Here is a 17,441-nt window from a genome sequence, read left to right as displayed (position 1 = left end):
GGTTGCATGCGCGGTGCGGCTGGGTGGCTGACATCGCGGTGCGATCAACCCGAACTCTATCGAGACCGATTATGCGCATAGTTGATTCCCATTGTCACCTTGAAGAGCCGGTGTTCGCCGACGACTGGGCCGGCCTGATCGCGCGCATGCAGGCGGTTGGTGTGACGGGGATCCTGGGTGTTGGCGTAGCGCCGGATCGCTGGGTGCAGCAATGTGTCACGGCCGAACGGATTCGCGCAGGTGGTGTGTCGGTGGGGCTGGCCTTCGGCATTCATCCCTGGTGGGCCGATCGAATCGATGCCCTTACCGGCTTGGCGGCATTGGATCGCTGGTTGGCGAGCCACGCCTCGTCGACCGTGGCCATTGGCGAAATCGGCTTGGATTTCGGCCCGGATATGCCGGATCCCGGGGTACAGCATCGACTCTTCGACGGTCAGCTCGATCGCGCGCGGGAACGGAATCTGCCGGTCATCCTCCACGAGCGCAAATCCGCCGACCTGTTGCTGAAGGCCATCCGGCTGCGGCCGGGGCTGCGGGGCGTGGTGCACGGCTTCGTGGGTTCGGCCCAGCAGGCGCGGCAATTCGTCGAACGGGGGTTCTCTCTGGGTGTGGGCGGCGCAATCACGCACCCTCGGGCGACACGGATGCGTCAGATGGTGGCCGGTCTGCCATTGTCTTCGCTTGTCATCGAGACGGACGCACCGAACCAGCCGGGCCATGCCCATCGGGGCGAACGCAATGAACCGGCCTATATCCGCGAGGTTCTGGCCGTGCTGGCGTCGATTCGCGCAGAGGACGAGGTCGTGTTGGCCGACCAGATGTATCGGAACACCCTGACACTGTTCGGCACGGACTGGCTGGTGCCCGGTCCGCGGGATATGCGGGAGTCGTCGGGCGATTAGCCCATCCGGTCGATCACCGCCCAGGCCGAGTGATTGTGGATGGATTCGAAGTTTTCCACCGTGACGCGGAAGCCCGACAGCCCCGGATAGTCGGCGAGTGTGCCTGCGACGTCACGGATCATGTCCTCGACGAATTTCGGGTTGTCGAAGGCATGTTCGGTGATGAATTTCTCGTCCGTTCGCTTGAGCAAACCCCAGAGTGCGCAGGAACCCTGGTCTTCGATGCGGCGGATCAGGTCGGCCAGCGACAGGTCGGGGTTGGCGACTCGCGCGGTGACGGTGATGTGCGAGCGCTGGTTATGGGCACCGTAGGCGGAGATTTCCTTGGAGCAGGGGCAGAGGCTGGTGACGGGAACCACGAGCTGCAGGTGCGTTTCGGCGCTGTCATCGGCCTGCAGGTGGCCGCTCAGGGTGAGTTCGTAGTCCATTAGCGCCTTCTGGCCGCTCACCGGGGCGGTTTTCTCGAGGAAGAAGGGCATGGTGAAGCGCGCCTGGGCCTGATGGGCATCCAGCAGTTTCGCCATCCGGCGGGTCCAGTCCGGAAGATTTGCCAGGGACAGCTGCAGCGGTTCGGCGTTCAGCAGGGCCACGAAGCGGGACATGTGCGTGCCTTTCTTGTCGGCGGGCAGTCCGACGGTCAGTTCGCATTCGGCGATCGTATGCTGCTGGTGGGTTCCATCAGTCAGGGTCAAGGGGTGTTTGATGGCCTTGATGCCCACCTGATCGATCGCGATGTTGCGGGGATCGAAGGCGGATTGCACATCGGGCATGGCTGAAAGCGTCATGGCAGGTTCCTGGACTAGGGGCGCTAAGGGAAGGTTCAGGCGCGATAGGTCACGGCGGAGCGGTCGTTTTCCCAGATGGTGATGCCGCTGAGCCGGGCATTCGGCCGGTTCAGGGTGCTGCTCAATTCATCGAAGAACCACACGGCGATGTTCTCTGCCGTCGGGTTGACCGTGTCGAACGGCGGAATCTCGTTCAGATAGTAGTGATCGAGTTGTTCCGCCGTGGCGCGTGCGGCTTTCTTCATGGTCTTGAAGTCCATGACCATGCCGACCTTGTCCAGCTTGTTGCCGGTCACCTCCACGATGACCTTCCAGTTGTGCCCATGCAGGCGGGCGCAGTTGCCCTCGTAGCCGCGCAGGTGATGGGCGGCGGCGAACTCCACTTCGACGGTCAGGGTAAATTGAGCGTTGGCGGGTATCGGAAGGGCGGCGGAATCGTTCATGTTCATGGGGTGGCGTTACACGGTTGACGGGCAGGAAGAATCCGCCGTAAAAAATCGCACATCCTACTGTTTAGACTACCGACGTCAAGTCCGCCATCTGCAAGACATTCGTTGCGTGTGCCGTGCTCGATGAAGACATCCGGCAGTGCCAGATGCATAACCGGTTTGAACAGGCCCCGTTCGGTCGCCGTGGCGATGAGCGTGGCACCGATGCCGCCGAGCTTGCTGCCTTCCTCGACGATCATCCAGCCGGCATGGTTCTCGATCAGTGGCGCCAGGGCCGCCCAGTCGATCGGTTTTGCCCAGCGCAGATCGACCATGGTCACGGGGAGGTTCTCGCTGGCGTTCAACGCCGTGGCCACCTTCGTACCCAGGGCGACGACGAGCAGGCTGTCGGCAGGGGTCTCTGCGGCGCGTCGGACGCGTAGACCGAAGGGGGTGGTTGGCGGTTCTCCACCCAGATCGGCGGGGCAATCGCCGCGAGGATAGCGAACCAGTACCGGGGCATCGAGCTCGGTGCCGAGATCGAGCGCCGTGCGCAGTTCCCGTTCGTCGGCGGGTACCGCCAGCATCAGATTGGGAATGGCCTGGCCGAAGGCCAGATCGAAGCTGCCGGCATGGGTGGCGCCGTCCGGGCCGACGAGGCCGGCTCGGTCAACGGCGAACAGAACCGGCAGGTTCTGCAGGGCAATGTCGTGAATCACCTGATCCCAGGCGCGTTGCAGAAAGGTCGAGTAGATGGCGACAAGGGGGCGCAATCCCTCGGCGGCAAGTCCGCCGGCAAAGGTGACGGCGTGCTGTTCGGCGATGCCGACGTCGAAACAGCGATCGGGATGGCGTCGGCCGAATTCGGCAAGTCCCGACCCCTCGATCATGGCGGGTGTAATGACCACGAGTTTTTCGTTGTCGTCCTGATCGGCCAGCCACTGGCTGAACGCGTTCGTCCAGGTCTTGGCGGACGGGCCGGAAGCGGCGGGCTGTGGCTCGATCTTCGGATCGAATCGGCCGACGCCGTGGTAGCGGACCGGATCGCGTTCGGCGGCGTTGAACCCGCGACCTTTTTGCGTGACCACGTGCAGGAGTCTCGGCCCGGTCTGTTCGCGCAGGTTCTGCAGGGTATCGACGAGGGTTCCCAGGTCGTGACCGTCGATCGGGCCGAAATACTGGAAACCGAGTTCCTCGAACAGGCTGGTAACGCCCAGCAGGTGCTTGACGCCATCACGCAGTCCGACCCGGGTCGTGTTCAGCAACTCGCCCAACGGTCCGCCATGGGCAAGGAGCGTGTGCCCGCCCTGACGCAACTTGTTGATCATCGGATTGCTGCGCAGGCGCGTGAGGTGTTCGGTCAGCGCGCCGACGTTGCGCGAGATGCTCATTTCGTTGTCGTTCAGCACGACCAGAAGATCGCTCTGCAGTTCGCCCGCGTGATTGAGCGCCTCGAAGGCCTGTCCTGCCGTCAGCGCCCCATCGCCGATGATGGCGACGGATCGCCGGGATTCGTGTTGTAGTCCGGCTGCGACGGCCATGCCGAGCGCCGCACTGATCGAAGTGCTCGAATGACCGGCGCCGAAGGCATCGAAGGCGCTCTCGCTGCGGCGGGTGAATCCGGACGGGCCATCGCGCATGCGCAGACGGGTCATGGCGGCCCGGCGTCCGGTCAGCATCTTGTGGCCATAGGCCTGGTGACCGACATCCCAGATCAGACGGTCGTTCGGGGTGTCGAAGACGTAGTGCAGGGCGATCGTCAGCTCGATCACGCCCAGATTGGCGGCGAGATGTCCCCCCGTCTTAGCCACACTCTCAATGAGTTGCGTGCGCAATTCGTTGGCCAGCTGGGCAAGTTGGCGCTTCGGCAGGCGCCGCAGATCGGCAGGAAGTTCGATCAGGCTGAGCAGATCGGCGTCGGTCGAGTCGGGAATCCGAGGCGACATCAGTCAGTGATTCCGTGTCAGCACGAAATGAGCGCAGGCGCGCAGCGGGTCTGCGGCATTACCCAAGGGGACCAGCGCGGCAAGCGCGACATCAATGGTCTCCGTCAGGCGTTGACGGGCGCGCTCGAGTCCGAGAACGGTGACGTAGGACGATTTGGCCTGAGCGGCGTCCTTGCCCGGCGTCTTGCCCAACTGCGCAACAGTGCCCGTCTCGTCCAGGATGTCGTCCTGGATCTGGAAGGCGAGACCCAGGGGGGCGATAAATGCTTCCAGTGACGCGTGAACCGTTATATCAGACCGGCCCGCGGCGGCACCCATCAGCAGGGCGCTGCGGAGCAGGGCACCGGTCTTCAGACCGTGCATGTGACCAAGTTCCTGTTCGCTTGGCGTCGTCGACGGGTTCAGGTCGAGTTGCTGTCCGCTCACCATGTCTACGGACCCCCTGGCCAGCAGACGCGTCCAGGCCAGCTGGACCGAGGCGGCCACGGGATGATCCGGTATCTCCTGGAGCAGGAGATCGAAGGCCAAGGTCTGCAGGACGTCGCCGGCAAGAATCGCGGTTGCTTCGTCGAAGGCGCGGTGCACGGTGGGTTTTCCCCGGCGCAGGTCATCATCGTCCATGGCGGGCAGGTCGTCATGGACCAAGGAATAGCCATGGATCAATTCGATGGCGATGGCTGCCGGCCAAACCGCTGTGAACGCCTCGTCTGTCGGATCGGGCAGAGCGCCCGATATGTCCGGGTTGGCGGTCAGTGCGTAGCCCAGCATGACCAGCATGGGTCTTAATCGCTTGCCCCCATCGAGGACGGCATAGCGGACGGCGTCGCTCAGGCGGGGTGGCATGTCGGCCAGACGCGCGTCGAGTGCCTCGATCAGGCGTTGCTCGAACACATCCCGGAACGTCGCCTGCCATTGCGTGAAGGGGATGGCAGGCAGCGGGGCCTTCATGATCGGCGTAACGAGGCAGTCACTCATTGAATAAATCTTTTGCCTGCGCAACGCCGTCTGGAGACGGCTCGACGTCGTCGGGGGACGAAAGTGCGTCAATGCGGCGCTCGGCCTCCTTGAGGGCCTGCTCGCATTGCCGGGCCAGTCGGGTCCCGCGCTCGTAGTCTGCCAGGGATTGTTCAAGGGTCTGTTCGCCCTGTTCCAGACGCGTCACGATCTGTTCCAGTTCTGCCATGGCCTGCTCGTACTGGGCAATGACTTCCGGATTGCCGGTCTGGACGATCTGGGTGTTGGCGGCGGTTTTTCTGGCAGCCATGACGGGTCTCATTCGATATCTACAAGCTGTTAATTATAACGCCCAACGCCCCGTCTGTTGAAAAACTCTTCGTATTGTTCGCACCACCATTGTGAATTTGGCCGCACCACCAGTGGGAATGCGACTTTGGGCATTGTGATGCATGGCCGGGTGGTGATACCTTGGACCGCGGTTCAATGACGGAAGAGAGCGACCCGATCCCATGAATATTTTTCGGACCAAGGCGGCAAGCCCGAATGCCTTTTGCGATACCGGCCTGAAGCGTTGCCTGGGGGCCTTCGACCTGACCTTTCTGGGGATCGGTGCGATTATCGGTACGGGGATTTTCGTGCTGACCGGTATCGCCGCCGCCAACCAATCGGGACCGGCCGTGGTGCTCTCCTTCATTCTGGCGGGCATTGCCTGTACCTTCGCCGCTCTGGCTTACGCAGAACTGGCCTCGTCGGTCGGCGGGTCGGGCAGTGCCTATGGCTACAGTTATGCGGCCTTCGGCGAAGTCATCGCCTGGATCATCGGTTGGGACCTGATCCTGGAGTATGCGGTTTCCGTGGCTGCGGTCGCCAACGGCTGGTCCGGCTATTTCGAGAATGCCTTGACGGCCATCGGGCTGGGATTGCCTGCCGTGCTCACCAAGGCGCCCTCCATGGGGGGAGTGATCAACCTGCCGGCATCGCTGATCATCCTGATCCTCATGGGGTTGTTGATCCTGGGGGTGCGCGAGTCCTCGCGGGTGAACGTGGTCATGGTGTTCGTCAAGGTGTTGACCATTTCGGTGTTCATTGCCGTGGCCGCTTTTAACGTGCATCCGGAAAACTGGACGCCCTTCATGCCCTTCGGCTGGTTTTCGGAAGGCACGGGGGGCAAGCCCATCGGGGTGCTGGCCGGGGCCTCGATCGTGTTCTTCGCCTATGTCGGTTTCGATGCCGTTTCCACCGCCGTCGAGGAGGCGCGCAACCCGCAGCGGGACGTACCGATCGGCATCATCGCCTCGCTGGTGTTCTGTACCCTGATCTATATCGTGGTGTCCGGCCTGCTGACCGGCATCGTCTCCTACAAGGACCTGAACGTCGCCTCGCCGGTCGCCCATTCGTTGCAACTCCTTGGTTACAACTGGGCGTCGGCGCTCGTGGCTACCGGGGTGATCACCGGGTTGACCACGGTGATGCTGGTGCTCTACTACGCGCTGACCCGCATCATTTTCGCCATGTCCCGGGATGGCTTGATCACCTCGCGATTGGCCAAGGTGCATCCCAAAACCAAAACCCCGGTGCCGATCATTCTGGGCTGCGGGGTCGCCATGTCTCTGATCGCGGGGCTGGTGCCGCTGGGCGAACTGGCCGAACTCGTGAACATCGGCACGCTCGCGGCCTTCGTGCTGGTCTGCCTGGGTGTGATCGTCCTTCGGTTCCGTCAGCCGGATCTGCCGCGCCCGTTCAGGAACCCGTTCGGTATCCTGTTGCCGGTGCTAGGCGTGGTGTCCTGCGGTGCATTGATGATGTTCCTGCCGATGGTGACCTGGATCCGTTTTCTGGCTTGGCTCGCGATCGGTGTCGTGATCTATTTCACCTACTCGTATCGGAATAGTCATTTGGGACAAGCACAGTCGCTTAAGCCGGAGTGATTCGTCCCTCGGTGCCTGCCCGCCGCATACCGTCCTGCCCGATCTAACGGATTCGGGGCGCCACGAGATTCCGCCGAATCTCCGTCAACAGGCCAGCACTGGCCTGCTCCACCATGTCGAGAACCTGCTCGAAGCCCTGGGCCCCGCCATAGTAGGGATCGGGCACCTCCGCTATGCCGTAGTCGGCGGCAAAACGCATGAAGAGTTGCGGTTTTTCCTTGAGTCCTTCGGGTGCCAGTTGACGGAGGATGGCCGCATTGTCGCGATCCATGGCCAGCACATAGTCGAAGGTTTCGATGTCGGAACGGGTCACCTGTCGTGCCCGGAGTACGTCCATTTCGTAACCGCGTCGCAATGCGACGGCTGTCGAGCGGGTGTCGGGTGGGTTGCCGATGTGGTAGGCATGGGTGCCCGCGGAGTCGATCTCGATGTGTGTTTCGAGTCCTTCATCCTGAACGAGTTTGCGGAACACGGCCTCTGCTGTGGGCGAACGGCAAATATTGCCCATGCAGACGAATAGAACGCGCATTTGCGGGGAACTGGGCATGGGGCATCCTCGTTTTTCGATAGGGGTCTATGGGAAATCATAACAAACCCGCCTCCAGCGGGACGAGGGGCGCCGCGTCCTGGGTTGTGTCCGAGAAAGCCCGCGACCCAATATAGTTTGCATAGGTAAATATATGTACAGCTATATTTGTTGAGGATTATGCTGTGTCTTTGATCGCAACGCGGCGGAAGCCGGATGAGACTTTGATCTTGGATAGTCCCCATGAAAAAATGCCTTACCCGATTGGTTGGTTAAAGTAATTCCATACCCAGCCGATACCGGTCGAGGAACTCAGACGACAATCACAAATCCTTAAAAGGATGGACCACCAGACATGAATATTTACAGCAACACGGCGAAGATTCTGATCTCGTTTATGGCATCGGCGCTTCTGTTCGTCGGTGTCCTGATCTATATCCTGAGCAATATGAGCTCGGTGACGACCTCCTATCAGAATCTTTACACGACGCAGTATGCGCGATTGGATCTCCTACAGGAGATGAGTAGCAACGGTTTGCTCGGCGGTGTGGCCACGCGTAACAAGGTGTTCAAGCCCAAGTACGCGCCGCCGTACAAGGTAATGATGAAAACCAATGAGATCTTCAAAAAAGATCTGGAAATGGTGCGTTCTCTGACACCGGCTGATGACAAGGCAAGCAACGAATTGCTGGAAGATGTCGCGAAGCGTTGGGCGCTTGTGGAAGCGGCGCGTATCGGCGTGTTCAAGGACGTCGAAGCCGGCAATCTGGATGTCGCCACGCAGACGCTACTGGAATCGGAGTTTCCCAACTGGCAGCAGATTCGAAAGGATCTCCAGGCGTTGACCGAAGCTTGGAAAGCTCAGGCGTTACAGATGCAAGGCGACATCAAAAAACGTGCGGAGAAGGCGCGCCAGTTGAGTATCTGGGTGGGCGTGATCGCCTTGGCGATCGGATTGACCCTGATCGTGCTGGTCATGCGTTCGGTATCGAGCCGACTGTCTTCGGTCACACGCGCCATGCATGAAATCGCCTCCGGGGATGGCGACTTGCGCAAACGACTGCCGGATACCGGGCGCGACGAAATCGCCGATTTGGCCAGAACCTTCAACCGGTTCGTGATCAAGATTCAGGACCTGGTCCGCGAAATTACCGATTCCACAACACATCTGGCTGCCTCCGCAGAGGAAATGTCGACCATCACCCAGATGTCACGGGAGAATACCCGACACCAGACCGAACAGACCGAGTTGGTTGCCGTCGCTATCGACGAAATGACGGCAACGACCAAAACCGTCGCCCAGAACACCAACGAAACCGCCTTTGCCGCCCAGGAAACCGATGAGGCGACCCGTGCCGGCAAGGAAGTTCTGAATCGCTCGGTCCAAAGCATCAACAAGCTGGTGAACCATATGCACACGACCACGGAGTCGGTGCATGAGCTGGAAGGGCAGACCGCGAAAATCGGTGGTGTGCTCGATGTGATCCGGAGTGTCGCCGAGCAGACAAACCTGCTGGCATTGAATGCCGCGATCGAGGCGGCCCGGGCTGGCGAACACGGTCGCGGTTTTGCCGTGGTGGCCGAGGAAGTCCGCAATCTTGCCAGTCGGACTCAGCGCTCAACGGAGGAGATCCGGGAAATCATCGAACAGCTCCAGGAGCGCGTCAGCGAGACAGCCAAGGCCATGCAGACCAGCGAGGCGCATGGTCAGGAAACCATCAAGCTGACGGCAGAAACCGATGAACTGCTCGATGTGATCATTACGCGGGTGAACGCCATTACCCAGATGACCTTGCAAGTCGCAGCCGCAACCGAGGAGCAATCGGCAGCGGCGGCCGAGATCAATCAGAACCTTTCGAAAATCCGGGTGCAGAGCGAACACCTCGACGATTCGGCAGAGCAGGTTTCCATTGCCGGCGCCGATCTGACCCGCCTGGCCGCCAACCTGGATCGACAGGTCGGTCGTTTCAAGGCCTGAGCCCGTCACCGCACATCGCTGAGTAGCGGTATTCCGGGCAGGGTGCCGCTGCCTTTATCGATGGGGGGCGTCATGCCCCTTTTTTGCGGGCTTATTACATGGGGTGACGGGTCTTGTCATCCCGCGTTTATCCCTTGATTTTCTAGGGGCTTTGTTTGATGGCGCCTTGTGAGCGCCTGTACCAATCCGTGTTGTACCCCAGCGTACTGTCTCAAATTAGTTGCACTCAAAACCGCGCTTTGGCGCGGTTTCCTTTTTTTCGTACCGAAAAACTGTTCCGAAACTGAAACAAAACGTCATCCGTTTGCCTGGCTATTCGATGTAATTCGCTGATCTGAAAGCGATTCATTTTCTGGCATCGATGTTGCTCAATCCAAGACATGCAAGGTGATTCCCACCTGGGGCAACGCGAGGACGTCAGGTCATGGCTAATCGAATTCAATGTGTTTGGCAGGGCTGCCTGTTCAGTGGCGCGGCACTGATTCTCAGCCTCCCGCTCTGGCGCGAAGCCCAGGCGGCGGGCGTCAAGAATCAGGTCAAGGCCGATCCGGGCGACATCGTTATCCTGCGCAATGTGCCGGCACGGCCGGCCGCTCGTGCCATGCCGCCATCGAAGGCCGTGATGCTGAACCCGAGTCCGCTAGCGGAAATCGCACAGGGTCTGGGGTCGGCGGAATTGTCGAATGCCGACTACGCCGCGCTCTCAGCCAACGCACCGGGGGTGGTCACGTCGCCTCGCCAAGGGCCGCTGACTGCGCAACTGGTTCGGGAGAACGTTCAGGCCACAACGACCGGCCTGTTGACACCCACGCAGGGCGGCGCATCTGCGGGCACTGCGGGTAGTGCCATTCGTTCGGCAACGGGTGGAATCGCGCCAACCGTCTCCGGTGCTCTGGGTGCCAGCGGGCTGTTGTCGGGAGGCGCCCGGCCATGAGCCCACACCTGTCCCGGCAGATTCGCCCGCGCAGACTCATTCTGAGCTTGGGTCTGGTTCTGGGGCTGCTCGGTACCACCGCGCAGGCGGACGAGTACGACTGGATGCTCCAGGTGCTGGACAGTTCTCGTATCAATGGGCAGGTCGGGAGCGGCGCATCCGGGAATATGGCGGTAAACACGGCGGCCGGCGACGGCAATATCCAGGCAAATCAGCGACAAATCGGGGTAGGCGGTGGCGTCGTTGCCGGGCCGGTGACACCCCTTGGCGTCCACAAGCCGAGCAATGTGTCGGGCGGCGCTGCGCTGGACGCGCAAACGGAAATCGGCGGACAGGCATTCAGCCACTCGGCCGGTGTGCTTGGCATCAATCAGGTCAGTGGTGCAGGCAATGCACAGGTGAACACGATGTCGATGGGGGGCGGTGGCTCGTCGTCGTCAGGAATTCGTGCAATGGGCGCGGGAATCCCGAAGCCGTTGCCGAATCTCTCCGGCCAGGATACTGGGCGGAGGGCGGGGCACATCCCGGATCGGTATCGCGCCGTCATCGGCGAGGGCGCGTTATCCGGATTCAGCGGTGTACTCCAAATCAACCAGGTTTCAGGGATCGGGAATATGACGGCCAATCACTTCTCAATCTCGATGCCCTGAGGCTGGTTTCATGATCGATGTAAACCCAACAAGAAGGATAGTTACTATGAAAACGCAAATCAAGATGACGCTGATCGCCTCTGCCATCGCGGCACTGGTTTCTGCTCCGGCCATGGCCGATGACCACGAAGGGCATCACGGCAAGCCGGATGTGAAGATCAAGATCAGCAAGGACATCAGTGTCAAGAAAGACATCAACCTGAAGGTCAACAAGACCATCAACAAGAACGTCACGGACAACATCGTCAACAACGATGTCCGCGACATCACGGTGAATGCGGAAGCAGCCGCCAATGCCATGGATCAGCAACTCATCACCAACAACGAGGTGGATAACGTCAAGCTGACCAACAACGCCAAGATCGGTGACAACGTCGGCACCAACGCGAGCGGCAACATCGGCATGAACGTGGCTGCAGGCGATACCAACGTGCAGGACAATGCGGCTGCCCTGGCAGCAGTTGATGCCGGTTTCGTGTTCGGCCAGTCCACCGCAACGGTGGATGTCGGTCAGACCAACATGGGCAACACGACCATGAACAGCGGCGTCACCAACACCGCATCCATCGCGGACAACGCCTTCCAGAGCGCTTCCGGCAACATCGGCGTGAACGTGGCTTCCGGTACCGGCAACGGCCAGAAGAACACGATGGCGGCTTCCGTATCGACTTCACGGGTAGCCAGTGCGTCCATCAACAGCACGCAGGCTTCTGCGGGCAACAGCATCCGCAACGAAGGCCGTACCGAGAAATACACCGATCTCGTGAATGTCACCCTCAAGGGCGGCAGCATCGGCGGTTATAAGGGCGCTGGCAGCGGATCGTACAGCGGTCGCACCAGCTCCACCATCACCGGCCAGATGGACCAGATCGGCAATGTCTATCCCGATACCTGGAGCGGTGCGAGCCATCCGAGCGGTTCTGTCACCGGCCATATCGATCTGGATACGGCAACTCAGGGCGGCTCCGATCTGAATGGCGATGGCGGCGCACTGGCATTCGGTACCCATGACATGAAGTCAAGCGGTTCCGAAGGCGGCAGCCTGGGCTTCAAGGAGCAGGGCATGATCGGTCTGAGCTCCGTGATGAGCGGTAGCGTTGCCACCACGCGTTATGTCGTGATCAATGCCGAGAATGACGCTTCCCTGAGCGGGAATGCCTTCTCCAAGGCAGCCGGCAACATCGGCGTGAACGTGGCAGCCGGTACCGGCAACCTGCAGAGCAACAGCCTGTCCATGGCGGTCTCCTGCGTGAGCTGCGGTAAGGGCGGCACCGGCGAGTAATTGCGCCGCTTGATGGCTATCGGCGGGGCACGCTTCTGGCGTTGCCCCGTCTTTCCAGACAAGGAGATTGTCTGGAAAGACGACACCGGGGCCGGTTCCAACGACCTACGGGGGATGTTTGGCTAGAACGCAGGGGATTGATCGATGCGGCGTTTATTCAACCAATGGCTTGTGGTCCAACGGGCGTCGAAAAAGTCGCAGCTCGCGACAGTGACGCTCGTCGTGCTTCTGACTGCCGGCGGGATGGTCGGTGCACCTGCTCGGGCGGCGGAGATCCGCTTCGGCGACATCCTGCCGAACGGCGCGATTCTGACCAAACCGGTCATCAGCATGCAGGAGCGGCGTTACCTGAACGTGGTTCGTCAGCAGTACGACTTTTCCTGTGGTGCTGCGGCGCTGGCGACGATTTTGCGTTACGCCTACGGGTTGCGCCTCGGGGAGGAAACCGTGCTTTCCGGCATGTTGGGCGTGGCCAATCCGGAACTGGTGCGGACCCGGGGCTTTTCCCTGCTGGACATGAAGGAATACTTGGCTGAGCTGGGTTATCGCGGTCGCGGCTATCGCATCGATCTGGCGCGTCTGGAGTCGATCCACGTCCCGACGATCGTGTTGATGAACGTGAACGGCTACAACCATTTCGTCGTGCTGAAAAGCGTCAGCGATGGGTATGTGCATATTGCCGATCCTGCCCTGGGCAATCGGCGCTATCCCCTGGCCAAATTTCTGGAGACCTGGCCATCCCGAACCATTTTTGCCGTGATCGGCCCCGGTTTCGATCGCCATACGGCGTTGCTGGACGCTACGGATATTCCCAGTGCCAAAAACCTGCAGGAACGGTCGGGTGGCGTCCCCAAGGCCGAACTGCTGGATTTCGGATTTACCCATGCCGATCTGTTCTAGCCGCTCAGCAGTCGCAAGAGCGGGCGACAGATCGGCTGCTTTAACCGTGCAGATGACAACTGCCCCGCATGGAGAGATGTCAACGATGAATCATACGAAGCGCAATTTTCGGCGTGCAGCCCCGGACCGACAGTACCGGGAAACCGTACGGGACGTGACGTGGGTGGTCGGTGGCGCCCTCGTGTCCTGTGTCCTGTTTGCCGGGTTGGCCTCGGCCTCGCCCGTACCCGACAACACCGCCGTGTCGGGGCATATCCCCGGTGGCACCTTCGCCAAAAAATCGGCCATCGTGGCGCTGACCGACCCCGAGCTGTCGGTTCTGCGCGGGAAATTCCTGCCGAACAATCAGCAGGTCGTGTTTTTCGGGGTGCAGATGGTGTCCCAGTGGCAAACCGCCGGTGGCGCCATGAGCGCGGGCATGACGTTGGGCATCGACCGTTCCCAGGGGCAGCCTTCAGTCAGCTTCCAGCCGATGGTAACGATCATGGGAACGCCGACCCAGGTGGCCGCCGATGGCGTGGTTCAGGATCACTCCGCGCAGGATACCCGGGGGGTGCGTCAGCAGATCCAGGTGGCCGGTAACGACAATCGGGCCACCAACCAGTTTCAGGTGGCCGTGCAACCCTACGGGGCGCGTGGTGCAGTCCCGACAACCGACGCCTCGAACACCGGCAGCGGGCCGTCCCAGGTCGTGATCAGCCAGGGTGGCGCCACGGCCAGCGCGGGGATCATCGGCGGCAACCAGGCGGGCGTCACCCTTCAACTCGGCGACTCGACCGTCCGCCAGGTGATTGGTGGAGGCAGTAATGCGATGCAGTTGATCCAGCTCTCGGGCGATCAGCAGCAGATTCAGAACCAGTTACGACTGATGGTCGGTGTCGGTCAGGCTTCCGGCCTGCCCGGCGCGGATCTCAAGCAACAGGTGGGTATGGCATTGGCGACCTTGCGCGGCCTCTGATCCCACTGTCGATTCTGCTTCCGGCGTCGGCCTTCTGGACGTCGGAAGGTCGGTTGGGTCAGGGCGAGTGGGTGGGGTGGTGTTCAACTGATCCGACAATCAATCCCAAAAAACAAAAGGAATAATCATGAGAAAGGAACATGTGATGCAGACGGGCCTGAAGCAGGGCCTGGCCTTGGCTGTTTCGGTCGGGCTGGGCATGGTGGCCGCACCGCAGGCCACGCAGGCGAACGAGGTGGATGATGTCAATGCATTGAGCGCCGAGCTGCAAACGCTCCGCGAGAGCTACGTCAAGGAAGTCCGTCGGCTGCGCGAGGTCGATGCGCGATTGCTGGCGATACAGGCTCAATTGAAGGCGGCGGGTGTCCAGCCGGACGGACAGACGACCCGTGCCGAACCCTCGGGCGGCCCCACGGCAGCGTCGAGCAACACGACTGCCGGCGAGACTTCCGAAGTCGGCCATACCGCCGCCGACAAGGAAAAGGCGACCAAGCGCAGCGTGGACGATTTTCTGCAGCAGGAGCATGTGGCCTTCGATCGACGACTGGTCATCGAGGGGGGGATCACCTATAGCCGTTACGATCGCAATCAACTGGCGCTGAACGGTTTTCTCGCGCTGGATTCGATTTTCCTGGGGAATATTTCCGTGGACAAGGTGGCCAGCGACACCCTGACTTACAGTCTGGCCGCCCGGTACAGCCTGACGCCCCGCTGGAACATCGGCGTGTCGACGCCTTTCCTGCAACGTCAGATCACCTATCAGAAAGGCGGGGCGGGCGGTTCGGCGGCGAGTTATGCGGAGTTGTCCCAGGGCAGCACCGTCACGCCGGGCGATACGACATTCAACCTCAGCTACCGGTTGCTGCCAGAAACCCAGGATTGGCCCGACATCGTACTGACCGGCAGCGTCATTGCGCCGACCGGACGCGCCCCTTACGGCATCAGTTGGGAAACGATCAACGCCGGGCAGGACGCCTCGGGGAATTCCTTCGTGCAGTTTTCCGTGCCGACGAAGCAGGCCACGGGGAACGGCCTGTGGGGATATGGCGTTTCCCTGTCCATGGTCAAGACCATGGATCCGGCCCTCATCTTCACGAACTTCGGTTATACCGGCTACCTCTCCCGGCATTTCAACGACATCGGCATCGATCCCTCCGTGCAGAACCCCGGACGCGTGAAGTTGGGTGAGTCGTTCTCCTATGCGCTCGGCCTGGCCTTCGCGCTGAACGATCGGGCCAGCCTGTCCCTGTCAGTCAGCGACCAGATTTCGCGTCAGGCCCGGATCAAGTACGACGGGCAACCCTGGCAGGCGCTGATCGGCAGTAATGCCAACGCCGCGACCTTCAATCTGGGGATGACCTACGCGTTGAACAAACGCACCACCCTGGTGACGACGCTGGGCGTGGGGTTGACGCCCGACGCGCCGGATTTCACGCTCGGTATCAAGATTCCCTTTATCCTCTGATTGCACAGCCTGGCGCGCTGGGTTTCTGGGCCGGCCATGCCGCATCTGCGGTGTGGCCGGTCGTGCTGCTCGGGTATTACCCGGGATCTGCGGACCGTTTTTTCCTGTCGGAAACGTGATACGGGCAAGCACGGCATCGCTGCGAGTGCTTGCCCGTATCGTGCGGGTTCCTGCCTGGCGCGCCAATCCACGCCGGGCGGATTCAATACAGGAGCGGGACGCAGATGAGTGCCAGTGCGGGCCCGTTCGGCAGCGTCACGCGGTTCATGAACAGGTGGCAGCGGCTTTTCCGCCCATCGTAATCAACCACCTGGAACGGCACCGCACAGCGACAACGATAGGCGAGACGGGGGTTAACCGCGCCGCCGTCCAGGAGGGAAACGTGCCCCAGACTGGGAATGAGTACGGCAATGTGCCGGCCCTTCAGGGCGTCGCGGTCGTAGCCGAAGATGATCTGCGTATTCGCGCAGCAATCCAGAATGTGCCCCTGTTCGTCGACCCAGACCCGGCAGGGTTGCCGTTGTTCGTCGGGGGGGAAATATTGCCGACGATGGGTGGACAGGGGCAGTGTGTTCAGGCTGGTGGTGATCATGTTGACCTCTCGCTTGTCGTCGATATGGCTTTCGCCGGTGATGCCGGGTGTCGGCGGGATTACTGCACGGTGATTTTTTTCAGGGCGCCGTCGGCCTTCTTGGGCAGGGTCAGTTTCAGGATGCCGTCCTCGTATCTGGCCGTCGTCTTGGTGTCATCGACCGTCTGGGGCAGGGTGAAAGACCGGTATTGCCGTCCGTAACTGCATTCCCTCAGGACGACCAGGTCGCCTTCCTTTTCCGCTTTTTCCTGCTTGGCTTCAGCACTGATGACGACCTGATCTCCATGAACCGAAACCTGAATGTCCTCTTTCCGGAAGCCCGGGATTTCTGCCCATACCGTATAGGCGCCATCGTTTTCCGTGACATCGATGGGAAACGGGTGGCGGGACATCTGCGGCCAGGAGAATGGCTTCATGAAAAAGCCCTGGAACAGGTCGTCCATGTCTCGCGGGAGTGGTTCGACACGGGTTAATCCTTTGAAGGGGTTCAAGCGTGTTAGATCGGTCATGGTGTTTTCTCCGTTGCATGAGGAAAGCCAGGAGCCGGACGAGATGCCCGGCCCTGGACGGACGTGGCGGCATGCTATCCGTCGGCAAGCCGCATATCAGGATGTGCCGACCGGCTTGGTCGGGATTTGAGCGGCCCCACATCGGCCATGCCTTCGATCTCGGCTTCGGCCGCCAGCCAGTCCGACAGCTCGTTGCCCGACGAAAAGCCGCGAGCTTCCGCCCGGTAATAGGCGGCAGTGGCGATTCGTTCATGCTGATCTGTGGGCGAGGTTGCTGCCGTGTCGGGTTCGTTGGCAGCCAGGCTGTCGTGTTTCGGTTTCTGGACAGTTGCCATGAGATTTCTCCTCCTGAAAAAACGTCCGCCCGAAGATGCTCGATACGGATGAGGGATGGCGGCCCAGGCCATTGGGTTGGGACGAGACGCCATATCTTGAGTCACTCTAGATTCGTTGGAGGGTCCGGCAAATAAGGGCGGCTGCGTAAGGTGGGACCCGTAGGGGATCGCCCTTAGGGAGTCACCCGTATTGGATGGCCACAGGGGGGGGACTACGGTAACGGTCTCAGAGAGTGAATCATCGCCCGGCGCGTATATCGCCGCTTGGTGCGATGCCGTGGTTTGCCGAAGCCGCATGGTCAGATCCAGTCGCGGGCGTGGGGCCGGATCACGTTCGGTTTACGTACCGCCGTATCACGGGGATGG

General features: G+C 61.0%; 18 protein-coding genes. 9 read left to right on the top strand and 9 right to left on the bottom strand.

Going from position 1 to position 17,441, the window contains the following annotated elements; all coding sequences use genetic code 11:
- Positions 1–71: 71 nt before the first annotated feature.
- On the top strand, positions 72–902 hold the full coding sequence (locus tag A9404_RS05780) for a TatD family hydrolase (protein WP_066099315.1): 831 nt from the start codon (positions 72–74) through the stop codon (positions 900–902).
- Here the strand turns inward: A9404_RS05780 and folE2 are convergent.
- From folE2 to A9404_RS05755, 5 genes are read right to left on the bottom strand one after another with little or no spacing between them, the layout of a single operon-like run.
- Positions 899–1,687 (bottom strand): GTP cyclohydrolase FolE2, encoded by a 789-nt coding sequence (gene folE2, locus A9404_RS05775; protein WP_066099314.1) that lies wholly within the window; start codon positions 1,685–1,687, stop codon positions 899–901. The genes A9404_RS05780 and folE2 overlap by 4 nt on opposite strands.
- Positions 1,688–1,722: 35 nt before the next feature.
- Positions 1,723–2,130 (bottom strand): 6-carboxytetrahydropterin synthase QueD, encoded by a 408-nt coding sequence (gene queD / locus A9404_RS05770; protein ID WP_066099313.1) that lies wholly within the window; start codon positions 2,128–2,130, stop codon positions 1,723–1,725.
- A gap of 2 nt (positions 2,131–2,132) precedes the next feature.
- Positions 2,133–4,061, bottom strand: a complete 1,929-nt coding sequence (gene dxs, locus A9404_RS05765) for a 1-deoxy-D-xylulose-5-phosphate synthase (protein WP_066099312.1) — start codon at positions 4,059–4,061, stop codon at positions 2,133–2,135.
- Between the two features lie 3 nt (positions 4,062–4,064).
- Positions 4,065–5,036, bottom strand: coding sequence for a polyprenyl synthetase family protein (locus A9404_RS05760; protein ID WP_231880955.1), 972 nt, complete (start codon positions 5,034–5,036; stop codon positions 4,065–4,067).
- Positions 5,029–5,325 carry an exodeoxyribonuclease VII small subunit gene (locus A9404_RS05755; RefSeq protein ID WP_066099311.1) on the bottom strand — a complete coding sequence of 99 codons (297 nt, stop codon included), beginning with the start codon at positions 5,323–5,325 and terminating at the stop codon, positions 5,029–5,031. The genes A9404_RS05760 and A9404_RS05755 overlap by 8 nt, the downstream gene beginning before the upstream one ends.
- Positions 5,326–5,527: 202 nt before the next feature.
- Between A9404_RS05755 and A9404_RS05750 the strand changes: the two genes are divergently transcribed.
- Positions 5,528–6,946, top strand: coding sequence for an amino acid permease (locus tag A9404_RS05750; protein ID WP_066099310.1), 1,419 nt, complete (start codon positions 5,528–5,530; stop codon positions 6,944–6,946).
- A gap of 43 nt (positions 6,947–6,989) precedes the next feature.
- On the opposite strand, the gene A9404_RS05745 is transcribed toward A9404_RS05750, so the two are convergent.
- Complete coding sequence (locus A9404_RS05745; RefSeq protein WP_066099309.1) at positions 6,990–7,493, bottom strand: low molecular weight protein-tyrosine-phosphatase; 504 nt, start codon at positions 7,491–7,493, stop codon at positions 6,990–6,992.
- Positions 7,494–7,827: 334 nt separating this feature from the next.
- Between A9404_RS05745 and A9404_RS05740 the strand changes: the two genes are divergently transcribed.
- The 7 genes from A9404_RS05740 (at position 7,828) to A9404_RS05710 (ending at position 15,639) form a co-directional block, all read left to right on the top strand.
- Entirely contained in the window at positions 7,828–9,450 is a 1,623-nt protein-coding gene (locus tag A9404_RS05740) for a methyl-accepting chemotaxis protein (protein WP_066099308.1), read from the top strand.
- Positions 9,451–9,874: 424 nt separating this feature from the next.
- The gene (locus A9404_RS05735; RefSeq protein ID WP_066099307.1) at positions 9,875–10,384 is read left to right on the top strand and encodes a hypothetical protein; all 510 of its coding nucleotides are present in this window, start codon (positions 9,875–9,877) and stop codon (positions 10,382–10,384) included.
- On the top strand, positions 10,381–11,034 hold the full coding sequence (locus A9404_RS05730; protein WP_066099306.1) for a hypothetical protein: 654 nt from the start codon (positions 10,381–10,383) through the stop codon (positions 11,032–11,034). Before A9404_RS05735 ends, A9404_RS05730 begins: the two co-directional genes overlap by 4 nt.
- Before the next feature lie 46 nt (positions 11,035–11,080).
- The gene (locus A9404_RS05725; RefSeq protein ID WP_066099305.1) at positions 11,081–12,316 is read left to right on the top strand and encodes a hypothetical protein; all 1,236 of its coding nucleotides are present in this window, start codon (positions 11,081–11,083) and stop codon (positions 12,314–12,316) included.
- A gap of 144 nt (positions 12,317–12,460) precedes the next feature.
- Entirely contained in the window at positions 12,461–13,216 is a 756-nt protein-coding gene (locus A9404_RS05720) for a C39 family peptidase (protein WP_066099304.1), read from the top strand.
- Positions 13,217–13,301: 85 nt separating this feature from the next.
- Positions 13,302–14,174: a hypothetical protein gene (locus A9404_RS05715; protein ID WP_066099303.1), complete on the top strand. Its 873-nt coding sequence runs from the start codon at positions 13,302–13,304 to the stop codon at positions 14,172–14,174.
- Between the two features lie 127 nt (positions 14,175–14,301).
- Positions 14,302–15,639, top strand: coding sequence for a hypothetical protein (locus A9404_RS05710; protein ID WP_197490450.1), 1,338 nt, complete (start codon positions 14,302–14,304; stop codon positions 15,637–15,639).
- Between the two features lie 202 nt (positions 15,640–15,841).
- Here the strand turns inward: A9404_RS05710 and A9404_RS05705 are convergent, their stop codons facing one another.
- The 3 genes from A9404_RS05705 to A9404_RS13370 form a co-directional block, all read right to left on the bottom strand.
- On the bottom strand, positions 15,842–16,231 hold the full coding sequence (locus A9404_RS05705) for a PAS domain-containing protein (protein ID WP_066099301.1): 390 nt from the start codon (positions 16,229–16,231) through the stop codon (positions 15,842–15,844).
- A gap of 59 nt (positions 16,232–16,290) precedes the next feature.
- Complete coding sequence (locus A9404_RS05700; protein WP_066099300.1) at positions 16,291–16,740, bottom strand: Hsp20/alpha crystallin family protein; 450 nt, start codon at positions 16,738–16,740, stop codon at positions 16,291–16,293.
- Positions 16,741–16,814: 74 nt separating this feature from the next.
- Positions 16,815–17,075, bottom strand: a complete 261-nt coding sequence (locus tag A9404_RS13370; protein ID WP_066099299.1) for a DUF2934 domain-containing protein — start codon at positions 17,073–17,075, stop codon at positions 16,815–16,817.
- Positions 17,076–17,441 lie beyond the last annotated feature (366 nt).

This window comes from Halothiobacillus diazotrophicus (assembly GCF_001663815.1).
In the GTDB taxonomy this organism is placed as follows: Bacteria; Pseudomonadota; Gammaproteobacteria; order Halothiobacillales; family Halothiobacillaceae; genus Halothiobacillus; species Halothiobacillus diazotrophicus.
The sequence above is the reverse complement of the archived record's forward strand: the minus strand, read 5'-3'. Positions and strand labels throughout refer to the sequence as shown.

Coding starts and splice junctions, on each gene's coding strand:
- dxs (WP_066099312.1), bottom strand. CDS start 4,061: ATGTCGCCTCGGATTCCCGACTCGACCGACGCCGATCTGCTCAGCCTG.
- A9404_RS05750 (WP_066099310.1), top strand. CDS start 5,528: ATGAATATTTTTCGGACCAAGGCGGCAAGCCCGAATGCCTTTTGCGAT.
- A9404_RS05720 (WP_066099304.1), top strand. CDS start 12,461: ATGCGGCGTTTATTCAACCAATGGCTTGTGGTCCAACGGGCGTCGAAA.
- folE2 (WP_066099314.1), bottom strand. CDS start 1,687: ATGACGCTTTCAGCCATGCCCGATGTGCAATCCGCCTTCGATCCCCGC.
- A9404_RS05755 (WP_066099311.1), bottom strand. CDS start 5,325: ATGGCTGCCAGAAAAACCGCCGCCAACACCCAGATCGTCCAGACCGGC.
- queD (WP_066099313.1), bottom strand. CDS start 2,130: ATGAACGATTCCGCCGCCCTTCCGATACCCGCCAACGCTCAATTTACC.
- A9404_RS05745 (WP_066099309.1), bottom strand. CDS start 7,493: ATGCCCAGTTCCCCGCAAATGCGCGTTCTATTCGTCTGCATGGGCAAT.
- A9404_RS05730 (WP_066099306.1), top strand. CDS start 10,381: ATGAGCCCACACCTGTCCCGGCAGATTCGCCCGCGCAGACTCATTCTG.
- A9404_RS13370 (WP_066099299.1), bottom strand. CDS start 17,075: ATGGCAACTGTCCAGAAACCGAAACACGACAGCCTGGCTGCCAACGAA.
- A9404_RS05725 (WP_066099305.1), top strand. CDS start 11,081: ATGAAAACGCAAATCAAGATGACGCTGATCGCCTCTGCCATCGCGGCA.
- A9404_RS05735 (WP_066099307.1), top strand. CDS start 9,875: ATGGCTAATCGAATTCAATGTGTTTGGCAGGGCTGCCTGTTCAGTGGC.
- A9404_RS05780 (WP_066099315.1), top strand. CDS start 72: ATGCGCATAGTTGATTCCCATTGTCACCTTGAAGAGCCGGTGTTCGCC.
- A9404_RS05740 (WP_066099308.1), top strand. CDS start 7,828: ATGAATATTTACAGCAACACGGCGAAGATTCTGATCTCGTTTATGGCA.
- A9404_RS05710 (WP_197490450.1), top strand. CDS start 14,302: ATGAGAAAGGAACATGTGATGCAGACGGGCCTGAAGCAGGGCCTGGCC.
- A9404_RS05760 (WP_231880955.1), bottom strand. CDS start 5,036: ATGAGTGACTGCCTCGTTACGCCGATCATGAAGGCCCCGCTGCCTGCC.
- A9404_RS05705 (WP_066099301.1), bottom strand. CDS start 16,231: ATGATCACCACCAGCCTGAACACACTGCCCCTGTCCACCCATCGTCGG.
- A9404_RS05700 (WP_066099300.1), bottom strand. CDS start 16,740: ATGACCGATCTAACACGCTTGAACCCCTTCAAAGGATTAACCCGTGTC.
- A9404_RS05715 (WP_066099303.1), top strand. CDS start 13,302: ATGAATCATACGAAGCGCAATTTTCGGCGTGCAGCCCCGGACCGACAG.